The sequence below is a fragment of the Klebsiella sp. EMBS2024 genome (genome assembly GCF_036233805.1).
Taxonomy (GTDB): domain Bacteria; phylum Pseudomonadota; class Gammaproteobacteria; order Enterobacterales; family Enterobacteriaceae; genus Klebsiella; species Klebsiella pneumoniae.
In genome coordinates this window covers 4,230,229-4,246,263 of sequence record NZ_JAZARW010000001.1, presented here as the reverse complement: position 1 = coordinate 4,246,263, position 16,035 = coordinate 4,230,229, and the positions used below count along the sequence as shown (strand labels likewise).

The 16,035-nt window shown below is 60.6% G+C and carries 11 protein-coding genes (1 of these 11 only partly in view); 6 read left to right on the top strand and 5 right to left on the bottom strand.

Annotation, left to right across the window (positions count from 1 at the left end; translation table 11 throughout):
* The 4 genes from bcsC to VZP09_RS19425 all read left to right on the top strand — a co-directional run.
* A protein-coding gene (gene bcsC, locus VZP09_RS19440) for a cellulose synthase complex outer membrane protein BcsC (RefSeq protein ID WP_328795351.1) crosses the window boundary here: on the top strand, window positions 1-2,264 show its 3' portion. It extends 1,213 nt beyond the left edge of the window; the window shows 2,264 of its 3,477 coding nt (coding positions 1,214-3,477); its start codon lies off the left edge, out of view; it ends in the stop codon at window positions 2,262-2,264.
* A 242-nt stretch (window positions 2,265-2,506) separates the two neighbouring features.
* Window positions 2,507-4,513 (top strand): biofilm formation regulator HmsP, encoded by a 2,007-nt coding sequence (hmsP, locus tag VZP09_RS19435; RefSeq protein WP_019705040.1) that lies wholly within the window; start codon window positions 2,507-2,509, stop codon window positions 4,511-4,513.
* 156 nt (window positions 4,514-4,669) lie between these two features.
* Window positions 4,670-5,956, top strand: a complete 1,287-nt coding sequence (locus VZP09_RS19430) for a dicarboxylate/amino acid:cation symporter (RefSeq protein WP_002921438.1) — start codon at window positions 4,670-4,672, stop codon at window positions 5,954-5,956.
* A 219-nt stretch (window positions 5,957-6,175) separates the two neighbouring features.
* Window positions 6,176-7,678, top strand: a complete 1,503-nt coding sequence (locus VZP09_RS19425; protein ID WP_002921436.1) for a M16 family metallopeptidase — start codon at window positions 6,176-6,178, stop codon at window positions 7,676-7,678.
* A 54-nt stretch (window positions 7,679-7,732) separates the two neighbouring features.
* Here VZP09_RS19425 and VZP09_RS19420 read toward each other — a convergent pair whose 3' ends face one another.
* Window positions 7,733-8,662 carry a sugar kinase gene (locus VZP09_RS19420; protein WP_002921434.1) on the bottom strand — a complete coding sequence of 310 codons (930 nt, stop codon included), beginning with the start codon at window positions 8,660-8,662 and terminating at the stop codon, window positions 7,733-7,735.
* A 194-nt stretch (window positions 8,663-8,856) separates the two neighbouring features.
* Here VZP09_RS19420 and VZP09_RS19415 point away from each other — a divergent pair, with 194 nt between their 5' ends.
* Window positions 8,857-10,908, top strand: coding sequence for an AsmA family protein (locus tag VZP09_RS19415; RefSeq protein WP_328795350.1), 2,052 nt, complete (start codon window positions 8,857-8,859; stop codon window positions 10,906-10,908).
* A gap of 37 nt (window positions 10,909-10,945) precedes the next feature.
* Here VZP09_RS19415 and VZP09_RS19410 read toward each other — a convergent pair whose 3' ends face one another.
* The 3 genes from VZP09_RS19410 to VZP09_RS19400 all read right to left on the bottom strand — a co-directional run bounded on the left by VZP09_RS19410 (window position 10,946) and on the right by VZP09_RS19400 (window position 14,577).
* Window positions 10,946-12,268: an MFS transporter gene (locus VZP09_RS19410; protein ID WP_004150118.1), complete on the bottom strand. Its 1,323-nt coding sequence runs from the start codon at window positions 12,266-12,268 to the stop codon at window positions 10,946-10,948.
* A gap of 271 nt (window positions 12,269-12,539) precedes the next feature.
* The gene (gene yhjD, locus VZP09_RS19405) at window positions 12,540-13,571 is read right to left on the bottom strand and encodes an inner membrane protein YhjD (RefSeq protein ID WP_002921337.1); all 1,032 of its coding nucleotides are present in this window, start codon (window positions 13,569-13,571) and stop codon (window positions 12,540-12,542) included.
* Window positions 13,572-13,677: 106 nt separating this feature from the next.
* On the bottom strand, window positions 13,678-14,577 hold the full coding sequence (locus VZP09_RS19400; RefSeq protein WP_004145179.1) for a LysR family transcriptional regulator: 900 nt from the start codon (window positions 14,575-14,577) through the stop codon (window positions 13,678-13,680).
* Between the two features lie 119 nt (window positions 14,578-14,696).
* Between VZP09_RS19400 and VZP09_RS19395 the strand changes: the two genes are divergently transcribed.
* Window positions 14,697-15,455, top strand: a complete 759-nt coding sequence (locus VZP09_RS19395) for an SDR family NAD(P)-dependent oxidoreductase (RefSeq protein WP_002921336.1) — start codon at window positions 14,697-14,699, stop codon at window positions 15,453-15,455.
* 34 nt (window positions 15,456-15,489) lie between these two features.
* Here the strand turns inward: VZP09_RS19395 and VZP09_RS19390 are convergent, their stop codons facing one another.
* A complete protein-coding gene (locus VZP09_RS19390; protein WP_004901185.1) occupies window positions 15,490-16,023 on the bottom strand; it encodes a GNAT family N-acetyltransferase in 534 nt (177 codons plus the stop codon).
* Window positions 16,024-16,035: the final 12 nt, after the last annotated feature.

Genomic DNA, 16,035 nt, shown 5'->3' with positions numbered 1-16,035 from the left:
AGCGCTATTACCAGCAGGCGTTGCGCCTGGATCGCGGCAATAACCTGGCGGTGCGCGGCCTGGCCAACCTCTATCGCGCCGAATCGCCGGAGAAAGCCAGCGCCTGGATCGCCGGCCTCCCTCCCGCTCAGCGGCGCAGTATCGATGATATTGAGCGCAGCCTGACTAACGACCGGCTGGAGAAACAGGCGCAGGCTCTGGAGAGCCAGGGCAACTGGGCGCAGGCGGCGGAAGTTCAGCGTCGGCGCCTGGCGCTGGATCCGGACAGCGTCTGGATAACCTACCGTCTGGCGCGGGATCTGGTCAGCGCTGGCGAACGCCAGGAGGCCGACGCGCTGATGCGGACGATGGTCAACCGCCAGCCGCAGGACGCCGAACGGGTCTACGCCTCGGGACTCTACCTGTCGGGGAACGACCAGGACGATCTGGCTCTGGCGCAAATCGCCGCTCTGCCGCGCAGCGCGTGGACGGATAACATTCGTGAACTCGAAGCGCGCCTGCAAAGCGACCGGGTGCTGCGCCAGGCCAACCAGCTGCGCGACAGCGGCGACGAAGCGCAGGCGATCGCCCTCATCAAACGGCAGCCCGCCTCGGTGCGCTATGATCTGACGCTGGCCGACTGGGCGCAGCAGCGCGGCGACAGCCAGACGGCGATTGCCGACTATCAGCGGGTGCTGCGTCAGGAGGCCGACAACGGCGATGCGCGCCTCGGCCTTGCGGAAGTCTACCTGGCCGAGGGCGATAAACCGGCCGCCCGGGCGCAGGTCATGCAGCTGAAAGGCGCAGAGACCGAATCCATGAACATGCAGCGGCGGGTGGCGCTGGCGCGAGCTGGCCTTGGCGATACCGCTGACGCGCAACGGATTTTTAATCAGATTGTGCCGCAGGCGAAGGCGCAGCCGCCCTCGATGGAGAGCGCGCTGGTGCTGCGCGATGTCGCGCGCTTTGCCACCCAGAGCGGGGCGCCGCAGCAGGCGCTGACGCACTACCGGGAAGCGATGGTGGCCTCCGGCATTACCCCCGCGCAGCCGCAGGATAACGATACTTTTACGCGGCTGACGCGCAACGACAGCCATGATGACTGGCTGAAGCGTGGGATCCGCAGCGATGCCGCCGACCTTTATCGTCAGCAGGATCTGAACGTCACCCTGGAACATGACTTCTGGGGTTCCAGCGGCACCGGCGGCTATTCCGACCTGAAGGCGCATACCACCATGCTGCAGGTGGATGCTCCGCTGGCGGATGGCCGGATGTTCTTTCGCACCGATCTGGTCAATATGGATGCCGGCAGCTTTTCCACCCACAGCGACGGGAGCTACTCGCCCAGCTGGGGCACCTGCGGGGAGATCGCCTGTACCAGCGGCAGTAAAAATCAGACCGACAGCGGGGCCAGCGTAGCGGTCGGCTGGAAGAATGACACCTGGAGCGGGGATATCGGCACCACGCCGATGGGCTTCAATGTCGTCGATGTGGTGGGGGGGCTGAGCTACAGCAGCGACGTCGGGCCGGTGGGGTACACGGTCAACGTCCACCGGCGGCCTATCTCCAGCTCGCTGCTCTCCTTTGGCGGGCAGAAGGACAGCAGCAGCCATACCGGCGCCACCTGGGGCGGCGTCCGCGCCGACGGCGGCGGCCTGAGCCTGAGCTACGATCGCGGGGAGGCTCACGGCATCTGGTCCTCGCTGGGCGCCGACTCGCTGACCGGTAAAAACGTGGCGGATAACTGGCGCGTGCGCTGGATGACCGGGTACTACTACAAGGTCATCAACGAGAATAATCGTCGCGTCACCGTCGGCCTCAACAATATGATCTGGCACTACGACAAAGATCTCAGCGGCTACACCCTCGGCCAGGGCGGCTATTACAGCCCACAGGAGTATCTCTCGTTCGCCGTGCCGGTGACCTGGCGTCAGCGCACCGAGAACTGGTCCTGGGAGCTCGGCGGGTCGGTGTCATGGTCCCATTCGCGCACCCAGACGCAAGCCCGCTATCCGCTGCTGAACCTGATCCCGTCCGACTACCGGCAGCGCGCCAGCGAGCTGACGGAGGAGGGGAGCAGCAGCCATGGATTCGGTTACACCGCCAGAGCGCTGGTGGAGCGGCGGGTGACCAGCAACTGGTTCGTCGGCGCCGCGGTCGATATTCAGCAGGCGAAGGATTACACCCCGAGCCATGCGCTGCTTTACGTCCGCTACTCGGCGGCCGGCTGGCAGGGGGATCTGGATATGCCGCCCCAGCCGCTGGTGCCCTACGCCGACTGGTAGCAGAATAGGCTGAATTACGTTACAGAGCGCCACTCCGCGACGCGCTTCGCGTATACTCGTGAGGCGTTGCCCACCGTTGGCCGTCGGGGATGTATCCCGGCGTCCGCGCCNCCGCGCGGAAATATCCCGTCACTTCATCCCTCGCGGGCGTGGGCGAAGNATTTAANTATATAATCAGCCTGAAACGACCGGGATTGAAGGATTGATACCGGGTATGTATTCAGTATCAGTGGAGAACACCGTTGCGCGTCAGCCGTTCACTTACAATCAAACAGATGGCGATGGTCGCGAGCGTGTCCATGGCCTTTGTATTGGTTTTTTGTACTATTTTGCTGTTTCACTTTGTGCAACAGAGTCGCTTTACCACGGCCACGCAGTTAGAAAGTATCGCGCGATCCGTTCGCGAACCGCTGTCTGCGGCTATTCTGAAAGCCGATATTCCGGAAGCGGAAGCCATTTTAAGCCGTATCCAGCCTGCTGGCATCGTCAGCCGGGCGGATGTGGTATTGCCGAACCAGTTCCAGGCGCTGCGGATGCGATTTATCCCCGAGCGGCCGGTGCCGGTAACCGTCACCCGGCTGTTTGAACTGCCGGTGCAGATTTCGCTGCCCATTTATTCGCTGGAGCGGCCGGCCAACCCGCAGCCGCTGGCCTATCTGGTGCTGCAGGCCGACTCCTATCGCATGTATAAATTCGTCATGAGCGCCCTTGCTACGTTAGTGACTGCTTACTTACTTCTGGTGCTGATGCTGACGGTGGCGCTCACCTGGTGCATCAACCGGCTGATGGTTCGCCCTCTGCGGCGTATCGCCCGCGAGCTGAACGATCTCTCCCAGCAGGAGCGTCTTGGCCATCAGCTGACCCTCCCGCGCCTGCACCATGACGACGAGATCGGTATGCTGGTGCGTAGCTATAACCGCAACCAGCAGAGCCTGGTCCGCCAGCATGATGAGCTGTCCATCCAGTCGACCCGCTTCCCGGTCTCCGAGCTGCCGAATAAAGCCTTTTTGCTGGCGATGCTGGAGCAGACGGTGGCCCGCCCGCAGAGCGCCGCGCTGATCGTCGTCGCCTGTGAAACCCTGCAGGACGCCGCCGGGGTCCTCAAGGAGAGTCAGCGCGAAATGCTGCTCCTGACGCTGGTGGAGAAGCTGCGGGCCGCGATCCCGCCGCAGATGGTGCTGGCTCAGGTGAGCGGGTATGACTTCGCGATTCTCGCCGATGGCCTCGCCGAACCGTGGCAGGCGGTAACGTTAAGTAAGCAAGTGCTCACTATTATTAATGAGCGTTTACCGCTGCATGGGCTGCAGCTGCGGCCCTACGCCAGCGTCGGGATCGCCATGTTCCACGCCGGGCTCAGCGCCGAGCAGTTTTACCGGCGCGCGGTGTCGGCCGCTGTCACCGCACGACGTAAAGGCAAAAACCAGATCGAGTTCTTCGATCCCGAGCAGATGGAAAAGGCTCAGCGCCGCCTGATGGAAGAGCACGACATTATGACCGCGCTCGATAACCAGCAGTTCGCGATCTGGCTGCAGCCGCAGGTGGCCTGCGCCAGCGGCGAGATCTGCGGCGCCGAGGTACTGCTGCGCCAGCGGCAGGCGGATGGCAGCTGGTCGCTACCGCCGGCGCTGATTGAGCGCATTGAATCCTGCGGGCTGATTATCCCGGTCGGCTACTGGGTAATGGAAGAGGCCTGCCGCCAGCTGGCGGCCTGGCAAAGCCAGGGGATTATGCTGCCGCTGTCGGTCAATGTTTCGCTGCTCCAGCTGCTGGAGCATGACCGCGGCGAGGAGATGCTGAAGCTGATCGCCCGCTACCGCATCGCCCCGGGCACCCTCATCCTCGAGGTGACGGAGAGCTGCCGGATGGACGATCCGCAGGATGTGATGGCCCGGTTGCGACCGCTGCGCGAGGCCGGGGTGCAGATTGCGCTGGATGATTTTGGCATGGGTTATGCCGGGTTGCACCAGCTGCAGCAGATGAAAGCTCTGCCGGTGGATATTCTGAAAATCGATAAGGTATTCATCGATATGCTGCCGGAGGATGTCAGCATGGTGCCGGCGATGATCCAGCTCGCGCGCGGCCTGTCGCTGCGTATCGTGGCGGAAGGGGTGGAGAACGACGCCCAGTACCGCTGGTTGCAAGCCGCGGGCGTCGAGGTGCTCCAGGGCCATCTGTTCGGTTGCGCTTTGCCGCAGGAGGCATTCAGCGCGCGCTATCTCTCCCCGGCCCGGGAGGATGAAAATTTGTAAATGTTTTGTTGACTTGTGCGAGTCAGCTCAAAGATTTTAACAATTGCGTTGCACTTTCGGCGTTAGTTATTTCTGAAATGTTTCCAGGGTGTTATTTTTAAGCCACAGACGTCAAATATCCCTTCTTGATCTGTGGTTATTCCCAAAGGANACCCTATGAAAACCTCTATCTTTAAAAGCCTCTATGTCCAGGTGCTGACGGCCATAGCGATCGGTATTCTGCTGGGCCATTTTTACCCGGAACTGGGCGCGCAAATGAAACCCTTTGGCGACGCCTTCGTTAAGCTGATTAAAATGGTGATTGCTCCGGTTATCTTCTGTACCGTCGTGACGGGGATCGCCGGGATGGAAAGCATGAAAGCCGTTGGCCGTACCGGGGCGGTGGCGTTGCTCTATTTCGAAGTTGTCAGCACCATCGCGCTGATTATCGGTCTGATTATCGTCAACGTGGTGCAGCCGGGCGCCGGGATGAACGTCGACCCGTCGACGCTCGATGCGAAAGCGGTGGCGGTGTACGCTGAGCAGGCTAAAGATCAAGGGGTAGTGGCCTTTTTACTGGATGTGATCCCGGGCAGCGTCATTGGCGCCTTCGCCAGCGGCAACATTCTGCAGGTTCTGCTGTTCGCCGTCCTGTTTGGTTTTGCCCTGCACCGTCTGGGCAGCAAGGGCCAGCTGATTTTCAACGTCATTGAAAGCTTCTCCCAGGTTATCTTCGGCATTATCAATATGATCATGCGCCTGGCGCCGATCGGCGCCTTCGGAGCCATGGCCTTTACCATCGGTAAATATGGCGTCGGCACCCTGGTGCAGCTGGGGCAGCTGATTATCTGCTTCTATATCACTTGTATCCTGTTCGTGGTGGTGGTGCTGGGGAGCATCGCCCGGGCCACCGGCTTCAGCATCTTCAAATTTATCCGCTATATCCGGGAAGAGCTGCTGATTGTGCTGGGGACCTCCTCATCAGAATCGGCGCTGCCGAGAATGCTCGACAAGATGGAGAAGCTGGGCTGCCGCAAATCGGTGGTGGGCCTGGTGATCCCGACCGGCTATTCGTTCAACCTCGATGGCACCTCTATCTATCTGACGATGGCCGCAGTCTTTATCGCCCAGGCGACCAACAGCCATATGGATATTTTCCATCAGATCACCCTGCTGGTGGTGCTGCTGCTCTCCTCGAAAGGGGCGGCAGGGGTGACCGGCAGCGGCTTCATCGTGCTGGCGGCGACCATCTCGGCCGTCGGTCATTTACCGGTGGCTGGTCTGGCGCTGATCCTCGGTATCGACCGCTTTATGTCCGAAGCCCGCGCGCTGACTAACCTGGTGGGTAACGGCGTTGCCACGGTGGTGGTGGCGAAATGGGTGAAAGAACTGGATGCCAAACAGATGGATGACGTTCTGAATAACCGTGTTCCGGCGAACAAAACGCACGAATTATCCTCTTAAATCCTCCTCTTAGGCCCGTACTCCCTTGCTGGAGTACGGCCTCCTGCGCATAATTAGAGGTCATTCCCGCCCGGCGGGAATGACACGAAATGATTATTTTACGTTGTCATGCGACATTTTCGTCTCCGTGTGGTCTAACCGACGTATTTCACTCTCACTTTTTTCGGCAGCCCGTCAGTGGGGTGCTGTTGTAACCAGGAATGTTCATCAGGGGTTCACATGCAGGGCACAACAATTAAACTCTTAACGGGCGGTTTGCTGATGGTAGCGGCGGCCGGTTATGTGCAGGCAGAAGCGCTCCAGCCTGATCCGGCCTGGCAACAAGGGACCTTAGCGAATGGTTTGTCGTGGCAGGTATTGGCCACGCCGCAACGTCCCAGCGACCGTATCGAAGTCCGTTTGTCCGTCAATATTGGCTCGCTGAGCGAAAGCACTCAGCAGAGCGGTTTCAGCCGCTTTATTCCCCGCCTGGCGTTGACGCAAAGCGGCAGCCTGCCGACGATGCAGGCGCGCTCTTTATGGCAGCAGAGTATTGACCCGAAGCGTCCTCTGCCGCCGGCCATCGTCTCCTACGATTACACGATGTTTAATCTCAGCCTGCCCAATAACCGCAACGATCTGTTGAAAGAGGCGCTGAGCTGGCTGGCGGACGCCAGCGGTAAACTGGCCATTACGCCTGAATCGATCAATCATGCGCTGCAGGGCAGCGACATGGTGGCGACCTGGCCACTGGATACCAAAGAGGGTTGGTGGCGCTATCGCCTGAAAGGGTCCACCATGCTGGGCCATGACCCCGCCGCGCCGCTGAAGCAGCCGATCGACGTGGCGCAGCTGAAAGACTTTTATCAAAAATGGTACACCCCCGACGCCATGACGCTGATCGTGGTGGGGAATGTCGACAGCCGCAGCGTTGCCGAGCAAATCAATAAGACCTTTGGCGATCTGAAGGGCAAGCGGGAAACCCCCGCAGCGGTGCCGACCTTATCGCCGCTGCCTACCGTGCCGGTCAGCATCATGACCAACGCGGTGCGTCAGGACAAACTGTCCATCATGTGGGATGCGCCATGGCAGCCGATCCGCGACTCCGCGGCGCTGCAGCGCTACTGGCGTGACGATCTCGCCCGTGAAGCGCTGTTCTGGCACGTGCAGCAGAGCCTGAGCAAAAATAACGTGAAGGATATTGGCCTTGGCTTTGACTGCCGGGTGCTATATCAGCGCGCGCAGTGCGCCATCAACATCGATTCCCCGGGCGAGCGCCTGAACAACAACCTGAGCGTGGTTTCGCGCGAGCTGGCGAAAGTGCGGGACAACGGCCTGCCTCAGGAGGAGTTTGACGCGCTTATCGCTCAGAAAAGCCTCGAGCTGCAGAAGCTGTTTGCCACCTATGCGCGCACTGACACCGACATTCTGATGAGCCAGCGCATGCGCTCCCTGCAGAATCAGGTGGTGGACATCGCGCCGGAGCAGTACCAGAAGCTGCGTCAGGAGTTCCTCAACTCCCTGACGGTGGACATGCTGAACCAGTATCTGCGCCAGCAGCTCTCGCAGGACATGGCGCTGGTGCTGCAACAGCCGAAGGGCGAACCGGAATACAATATGAAGGAGCTGCAGGCCACCTGGGAAAAACTGATGGCGCCGAATCCGGCGGCCACGGCGGCTAGCGGCAGCGCCGATACGGTTGACGCCCACAGCGAGGCCAGCGACATCCCGCCGGGGCAGTAACCTAACGCCTCTCCGGCGCGCCAGCGGTGGCCGGAGAGCGCTTTGTGCGGAGAATTACTGCGGCATCGCTTCCCGCGGGATGATCGCCCCGCGATACTGGATCACCGTGCTGGCGGTCAGGTGTCCGCGTCTGGCGGCGGATTCGGCATCGCCGCCGGTAAGGCGAACGGCCAGGTAGCCGGCGCTGAAGGAGTCTCCGGCGGCGGTGGTATCCACCACCTTCTCTTTGGCCAGCCTGACGGCCGGCACTTCCCGCAGCGGTTGCCCGCTAACCGAGACCAGGCAGGCATCCGCGCCGCGCTTCACCACCACCTCTTCCACGCCGGCGGCGTGGGTGCGGGCGATCACCTCAGCAACCGGTTTTTCTCCCCACAGCGCGTCTTCATCATCGAGGGTCAGAAACGCGATATCGGTGCAGGCGAGCATCTCCTGATAGACCTGCTGCGTTTCCGCCTGGCTGGCCCACAGGCGCGGACGATAGTTGTTGTCGAAGATCACCTTGCCGCCGTTGGCGCGGCACTCACGCAGCAGCGTGAACAGCTTGTCGCGGCTGGCCGGGCTGAGAATGGCGAGACTGATGCCGCTCAGATAGAGATAGTCGAAAGTGGCCAGCTCTTCGCAAATCGCCGCCGCGCGATCGCTCTCCAGCCAGAACTTTGCCGCCGCCTCGTTGCGCCAGTAGTAGAAGGTGCGCTCGCCGGTGTCATCGGTTTCAATGTAATACAGCCCCGGCAGGCGGTCGGCCATCCGCTGGATAAGATCGGTGTTGACGTTTTCCTGTTGCCAGCTGTCGAGCATCTGCTGGCTGAACGCATCGGTTCCCAGGGCGGTGACGTAGTGGACGCTCAATGCGCTGGCATCCGTCTGCCGCGCGATATAGACCGAGGTGTTTAAGGTATCGCCGCCAAAGCCGCGGTTAACGGCCCCGTTTTTCTCTGACAGCTCAATCATGCATTCGCCAATAACGGCAATTTTTTTAGACATAGCCAGAACCTGCAATGGAATCGATATAAGCGCTAGTGTGCGCTGCGCTGTTTTGCTGGTCAATCATATTAAAACATCGTTCCATTATTTTTTTGACCTGACGCGCGTAATGTGACGAAAAGCGCATTTCCAGGATAAACGCCGCTTTTTGACTATATTCAGGACTGACGTGATGCAAAAGGAGCGGAGTAGGGATGAGCAGAACCCGTAAAACGTTGGTTATCATCACAGGAACGATACTATTGCTGATCGTTCTTTTCTTTATCGTGCTGGCCACCTTTGACTGGAACCGGCTGAAGCCGACGATCAATCAGAAAGTGTCCGCCGAACTTAACCGCCCGTTCGCCATCCGCGGCGATCTCGGCGTGGTCTGGGAGCGGCAGCCGGACGAGCGCGGCTGGCGCAGCTGGATCCCGTGGCCCCACGTACACGCGGAGGATATCGTGCTGGGCAACCCGCCGGCCATTCCCCAGGTGACCATGATCCATCTGCCGCGGGTGGAGGCGACCCTTGCCCCGCTGGCGCTGCTGAGCAAAACGGTGTACCTGCCGTGGATCAAGCTGGAGCAGCCCGACGTACGGTTGATCCGCCTGGCGGAAGACAACAATAACTGGACCTTTCAGCTGGCGGGCGATAAGCGTACTTCGGGCGACAGCGCGCCCTCCAGCTGGTCCTTTCGCCTCGATAATATTCTCTTTGATCGCGGGACTATCGCCATTGACGACAAGATCACCCGCAGCGATATCACCATCCTCGTCGATCCCCTCGGCAAACCGCTGCCGTTCAGCGAAGTGACCGGCACAAAGGATCGCCATAGCGCGGCGAAACCAGGCGACTATGTCTTTGGTCTGTCGCTGAAGGGCCGCTACAAGGGCCAGCCGGTCACCGGCAACGGGAAAATCGGCGGCATGCTGGCCCTGCGCAGCGCAAGCGCCCCCTTCCCATTGCAGGGCGACTTCCACTCCGGTAACACCCGGGTAGCGTTCAGCGGCACGGTCAGCGACCCGCTCAACGTCGGCGGCATTGACCTGCGGCTAAAATTCGCCGGCGACTCGCTGCGCGATCTCTACGACCTGACCGGCGTGCTGCTGCCGGAGACGCCGTCATTCTCCACCGACGGCCGCCTGCGTGCCGACTTTACGCAAAAAAACCGCATGCGCTTTAACTATCAGAATTTTAACGGCCGAATCGGCGATAGCGACATTCATGGCTCCCTGACCTACACCACCGGCAAGCCGCGGCCGAAACTCAGCGGCGATATGGAGTCGAAGCAGCTGCGTCTGGCGGACCTCGGGCCATTAATCGGCGTCGATTCCGGCAAAGGGACGAAGAAAAGCGCTTCGCGCCAGGCGGGGGACCGGCCGCAGCCGGCGGGTAAAGTGCTGCCGGCGGACCGCTTTGAAACCGACAAGTGGCAGGTGATGGATGCCGATGTGCGCTTTAAGGGCCGGAGAATTGAGCACGGCGGCACCCTGCCGATCAGCGATCTGTCGACCCATGTGATTCTGGAGGATGGTGTCCTGCGCCTGCAGCCGGTGCGCTTTGGCCTGGCCAACGGGTCGATTGCCGGCAGCGTACACCTGCAGGGCGATAAAAAGCCGCTGCAGGGTGAGGCCAATCTGCAGGCGCGACGCCTGAAGCTGAAGGCGCTGATGCCAAACGTCGAGATGATGCAGAAAACCCTCGGCGAGATGAATGGCGACGTCCAGCTGCGCGGCAGCGGCAACTCGGTGGCGGCCCTGCTCGGCAACAGCAACGGTAACCTGAAGCTGCTGATGAACGACGGACTGATCAGTCGCAACCTGATGGAAATCCTCGGTCTTAACGTCGGTAACTACCTGATCGGCCAGATTTTTGGCGATGAGGAGGTTCGGGTAAACTGCGCCGCGGCCAATATCGACGTAACCAATGGCGTCGCCCGGCCGCAGATTTTTGCCTTCGATACAGAAAACGCGCTGATCAATGTGACCGGGACCGCCAGCTTCGCCTCCGAGCAGCTGGACCTGACCATCGATCCGGAAAGCAAAGGCTTTCGGGTAATCACCCTGCGTTCCCCGCTGTATGTCCGGGGCACCTTTAAATCGCCGCAGGCGGGGGTGAAGGCCGGGCCGCTGATTGTCCGCGGCGCGGTAGCGGCGGCGCTGGCAACCCTGGTGACGCCGGCCGCCGCGCTGCTGGCGCTGATCTCCCCGGCGGAGGGCGATAGCAACCAGTGTCGGACCATTTTGTCGCAGATGAAAAAGTAGAGGAGAGCCCTGACGCCGGGGGCGTCAGGGCGAAGGATCACAACGACTGGTGGCGGGTCTCGTGGGTCAGCAGCAGGGCGATCAGCGTCAGCGCCGCCATCGCCGCCAGATAGGTGCCGACCGCCGCGAGACCGTAGTTACCCTGCAGCCAGGCGGCAATGTACGGCGCGACCGAAGCGCCGAGGATCGACGACACGTTATAGGAGAACGACGCGCCGGTGTAGCGCACTTCCGTCGGGAACAGCTCCGGGAGCAGCGCGCCCATCGGGCCAAAGGTCAATCCCATCAGGCTTAAGCCCAGCAGCAGGAAGGCGAAGACCAGCAGCGGATTGCCGGAGCCCAGCAGCGGTTTAAAGGCGAACAGGGCGAACAAAATAATCATCGTGGTGATGATAATCATGCTCTTGCGACGACCAAAAGCGTCCGCCAGCAGGCCGGCGACAGGCACCATTACGCCAAAGCCAATNACCGCCATCATCAGCATCCACAGCACTTCGTTACGCGGCAGACCCAGGCCATTCGGCGCCGCGCCGGTGCTGAAGGTCATCGAGTAGACGGTCATGATGTAGAACAGGGTATAGGTGGCCAGCATGATGAAGGTGCCCAGCACCGTCACCCGGACGTGTTTGGTCAACAGGGTACCCAGCGGGATTTTGACCTGTTTTTTCGCCGCCGCTACTTTGGCGAAGACCGGGGTCTCATGCAGCGAGACGCGAACATACAGACCGATGATCACCAGCACCGCGGAGAAGATAAACGGCACGCGCCAGCCCCACTCCATAAACTGCTGGTCGGTCAGCAGCCAGGAGAGCAGCAGGAAGGTGCCGTTGGCGAAGAAGAAGCCGATCGGCGCGCCCAGCTGTGGGAAGGAGCCGTACAGGGCGCGCTTGCGCGCCGGGGCGTTTTCCGTAGCCAGCAGCGCTGCGCCGCCCCATTCCCCGCCGAGGCCAAGGCCCTGACCGAAACGCGCCAGCGCCAGCAGCATCGGCGCGACAATGCCAATGCTTTCATAGCCGGGCAGCAGGCCGATCACCACGGTGGAGATCCCCATGGTTAACAGCGAGGCCACGAGGGTGACCTTCCGGCCGACGCGATCGCCGAAGTGGCCAAACAGCGCGGAGCCGATCGGCCGGGCGACGAAGGCGATGGCGAAGGTGGCCAGCGACTGCAGGGTGGCCGCAGCGGCATCGCCCTGCGGGAAAAAGATATGCGGGAAGACGATGACCGCGGCGGTGGCATAGATGTAGAAGTCGAAAAACTCAATGGCGGTGCCAATGAGCGAGGCGACAACAACCTTGTTGCGTGAGTTGACCGGGGCGGTTTCCTGCGTGTTTTCGAGAGTGGTGGCTGTGGCTTGCATAGATCTTTCTTATTTTTGCGCGAACGAAAAGCCATATAGCCACAGCCACAGGGACATTTCAATCTGTAACAAACGCGGGAAATGGGCAAAAAAGAGGCAAAAAGCGGATAATTTTTACACCAGTAAAAATAGTTCTATGAAATGCTTCACACAATTAAAAAGATAGAGAATAAAACCAGTTTTGAGTTAAATAAAAGTTACATGCTGGATTTATCTGCTGAAATCAAGCGCGAGGATGAATTTTGCCTCTTTTATTCATCCTCGCAATACCTCAGCGGTGGGTTTTGCCCGGCATCCGCCGGTCGTCTTTATACTCCGCGGTGGCGATCCACGCGGCGCAGAATAGCGTCAGGCGGGCGAAGAAATAGAAAAAGGCCATCAGCCCCAGCACCGATCCGAACGCCGCCCCGGAGGGGGATTTCACCAGCGCCGGCAGCGTCCAGGTCATGACGATTTTTATGATTTCAAAGCCAATCGCCGCGATAAGCGTGCCGCGAAACAGGGCCTTGCGCCGCGGACGATGGCGCGGCAGGCGCCAGAAAATCCAGAAAAAGAGCAGATAGTTGGCAAAAATCGAGATGGCGAGGCCGATTAGCCGCCAGGCGGGTTTCAGCCATTCAATGTTGTCGAGATACAGCGCGGAGATAATCATCTGCTGGGCGGAGCCGGCGACGGAGGTGATCGACAGCGTAATAATCAGCGCCACCAGCAGACCGATCAGCGAGATAAGATCGCGGAAGTACTTTACCCAGATTTTCTCCTCGTCCTGCGGCCGGCGCTCCCAGACGTCGCGCGATTGAGCGCGGATCGCTTCGCGCAGGTTGCCCATCCAGTTAATACCGGAATAGAGGGCGACCAGCAGGCCGACCAGACCGACGGCGGTGCGCTGTTGCACCGCGGTGTTGATGGTGTTTTTCAACGTTGCCGCCAGCGTTGGGTCGCTGACGTTTTGCAGAATTTTGTCGAAAATGTCCTGCAGCAGGGTTGGGTGCCAGGCCAGCACGAAGCCGGCGGCGGCAAAGGAGACCATCAGGATCGGGATCATCGACAGGAACGAGAAATAGGTGATAGCTGCCCCAAACTGATTGCCGAGCCGGTCATTGAAGCGCTCTGCGGCGCGCAACAGATGGGCGATCACCGGGTTGCGCTGCACTTTGGCCGCCGTTCCGGTGACGGTCTTCAGCGCCTGGCTGGCTTTTTGCCCGACGGCGGTGTCATTAAGGGCCTCGAGCGTGCTTTTGCTTTTCTCCGGCTGCGTATCCGGTTCCTGTGGCGGGCGTCGATCGTCGTTTTCCGGCGTCATACGTAATTTCTTCCTTTTTTACAGCGAGATTCAGCAAAAAGTATACCTTAAATGCCGTATCCTGCAGGAATGCCTCTCCCCGCCGCCCGTTTTCCAGCCGCGCCGCTCAATCGACATACGCTTTCATCAGTCCGCCCAGCCACTCCATAAACAGATTTACCCGGCGGGAGAGATTGCGCCGGTGCGGGTAGATCAGCGAGACCGGCAGCGGCTCGGCGCGGTACTGGGGCAGGATCTCAATCAGGTCGCCGGCGCGTAACGCCTCGCGCACGCCGGTGCGTGGCACCTGAATAATCCCCAGCCCGGCGATACAGGCTGCCTGATAGGTTTCCGTACTGTTGACCGTCAATATGCCGCCGGTTTTTACCCAGCGCACCGCGCCGTCGATCATTACCTCAAAGCCGGGGGGACGGACCCCGAGGGTGCTGGCGTAGTGGATCAGGGCATGATCCGCCAGATCCTCCAGGGATTGCGGATAGCCAAAACGCGCCAGATAGTCCGGGCTGGCGCAGTTAATTTGCGTCAGCTTGCCCAGCGGGCGGGCAATCAGCCCTGAGTCTTTGAGCGCGCCGACGCGCACCACGCAGTCAAACCCCTCGCGGATCACGTCCACCAGCCGATCGCTGCTGCTCAGCTCCAGTTCGATGCCCGGATACTGCTGTAAAAAAGTCGGCAGATGCGGGATCACCATTTTTTTAGCAAAACCGACCGGCATATCCACCCGCAGCCGGCCGCTGATGCTCGCCGGATCGTGCTGGAACATGCCGTCCAGTTCGTCGAGGTTGCTCAGCAGATCTTTCGCCCGCTCGTAGTAGACCATCCCATCCTGGGTGAGCTGGACCCGGCGGGTGGTGCGGTGCAGGAGCCGCACGCCAAGATGGCTTTCCAGGGCCTGAATCTGTCGCGAGACGCTACCCTTAGGTAGCGCCAGGGTCTCGGCGGCGCGGGAGAAGCTCTCCAGATCCGCTACGCGAATGAATAACTGCATTGCATGAATTTTATCCATGCCGATCGCCTATTGTTGTTGTTACTGAAACAGTAAAACGAAATATAGCGTATTTATTGTTGCATGAGCAGTTAATAAGCTACAACACAATCACAACGCAACCTGAAAGGGGNCTTCTGATGACACAACGTATCGCTTTAGTGACCGGCGGCAGCCGCGGTCTGGGTAAAAACGCCGCGTTGAAGCTGGCGGCAAAGGGAACCGATATTCTTTTGACCTATCACAGCAACCGCCAGGCGGCCCTCGACGTGGTGGCGGAAATAGAGCAAAAAGGGGTCAAAGCGGCAGCATTAGCGCTGAACGTCGGCGATTCCACAACATTTGACGCATTCGCCAGCGAGGTGGCGCAGGTGCTGGCGCAGAAGTGGGGACGCACAACCTTTGATTATTTACTGAACAATGCCGGGATCGGACTCAACGCGCCCTTCGCCGAGACCAGCGAAGCGCAGTTTGACGAGCTGATGAATATCCAGTTCAAAGGGCCGTTTTTCCTGACCCAGCGTCTGCTGCCTCTCCTGCAGGATGGGGGGCGTATCCTCAATGTCTCCAGCGGCCTGGCGCGCTTTGCCCTGCCGGGCTATGCGGCCTACGCCGCGATGAAGGGGGCGATGGAGGTTCTGACCCGCTATCAGGCGAAAGAGCTGGGCGGACGGGGGATATCGGTGAACATCATCGCGCCGGGGGCCATTGAGACCGACTTTGGCGGCGGGGAGGTGCGCGATAACGCCGAGGTGAATCGGCATATCGCCGCCCAGACTGCGCTGGGGCGCGTTGGGCTGCCGGATGATATCGGCGACGCCATCGCCGCCCTGCTCAGCGATGAGCTGGCGTGGATGAACGCGCAGCGTGTGGAAGTCTCGGGCGGGATGTTCCTCTGATCCTGACTGCCCCCAGCCTGTGACCGGCGGTGCGCTACGGCGCATCGCCCTCCCCACGCAGCCGACCGAACAGCCAGTCGTTGTGCCAGCGTCCGTTGAGCCAGTAGTTTTCCCGCAGCTCCCCCTCCAGCCGGAAGCCGGCTTTGAGCAGTAACTGCTTAGACGTCTCGTTGCCGGCGGTGACGCTGGCGGTCAGGCGGCGGACGCCGCCGGTGGTAAAGGCGTAGTCGCACAGCGCGCGCAGCGATTCGTAGCCGTAGCCCCGACCCTGCGCCGCCGGGGCGAAGAGAAAGCCAACCTCGGCAATGTCGCGCTGATGATGCTGGTAACCGGTCAGGCCGAGCGGGGTATGGGTCAGCCTGTCGCGCACCACCAGGCACAGCCAGTGTTCATCCCCGGGCGTCCACGGCGGCAGCCGCGAATCGAACGCCTCGCGGATGGCCGCCTGCGGTCGGGGATCGGCGACGTAGAGCATGACCTGCGGATCCTGCTGCAGGGAAAGAAAAAACGACCAGTCGTCCAGCTGCAGCGGTGAGCAGCGCAGGCGCGGCGTCAGAAGTTCAGGCATAAGCGTCGTTCC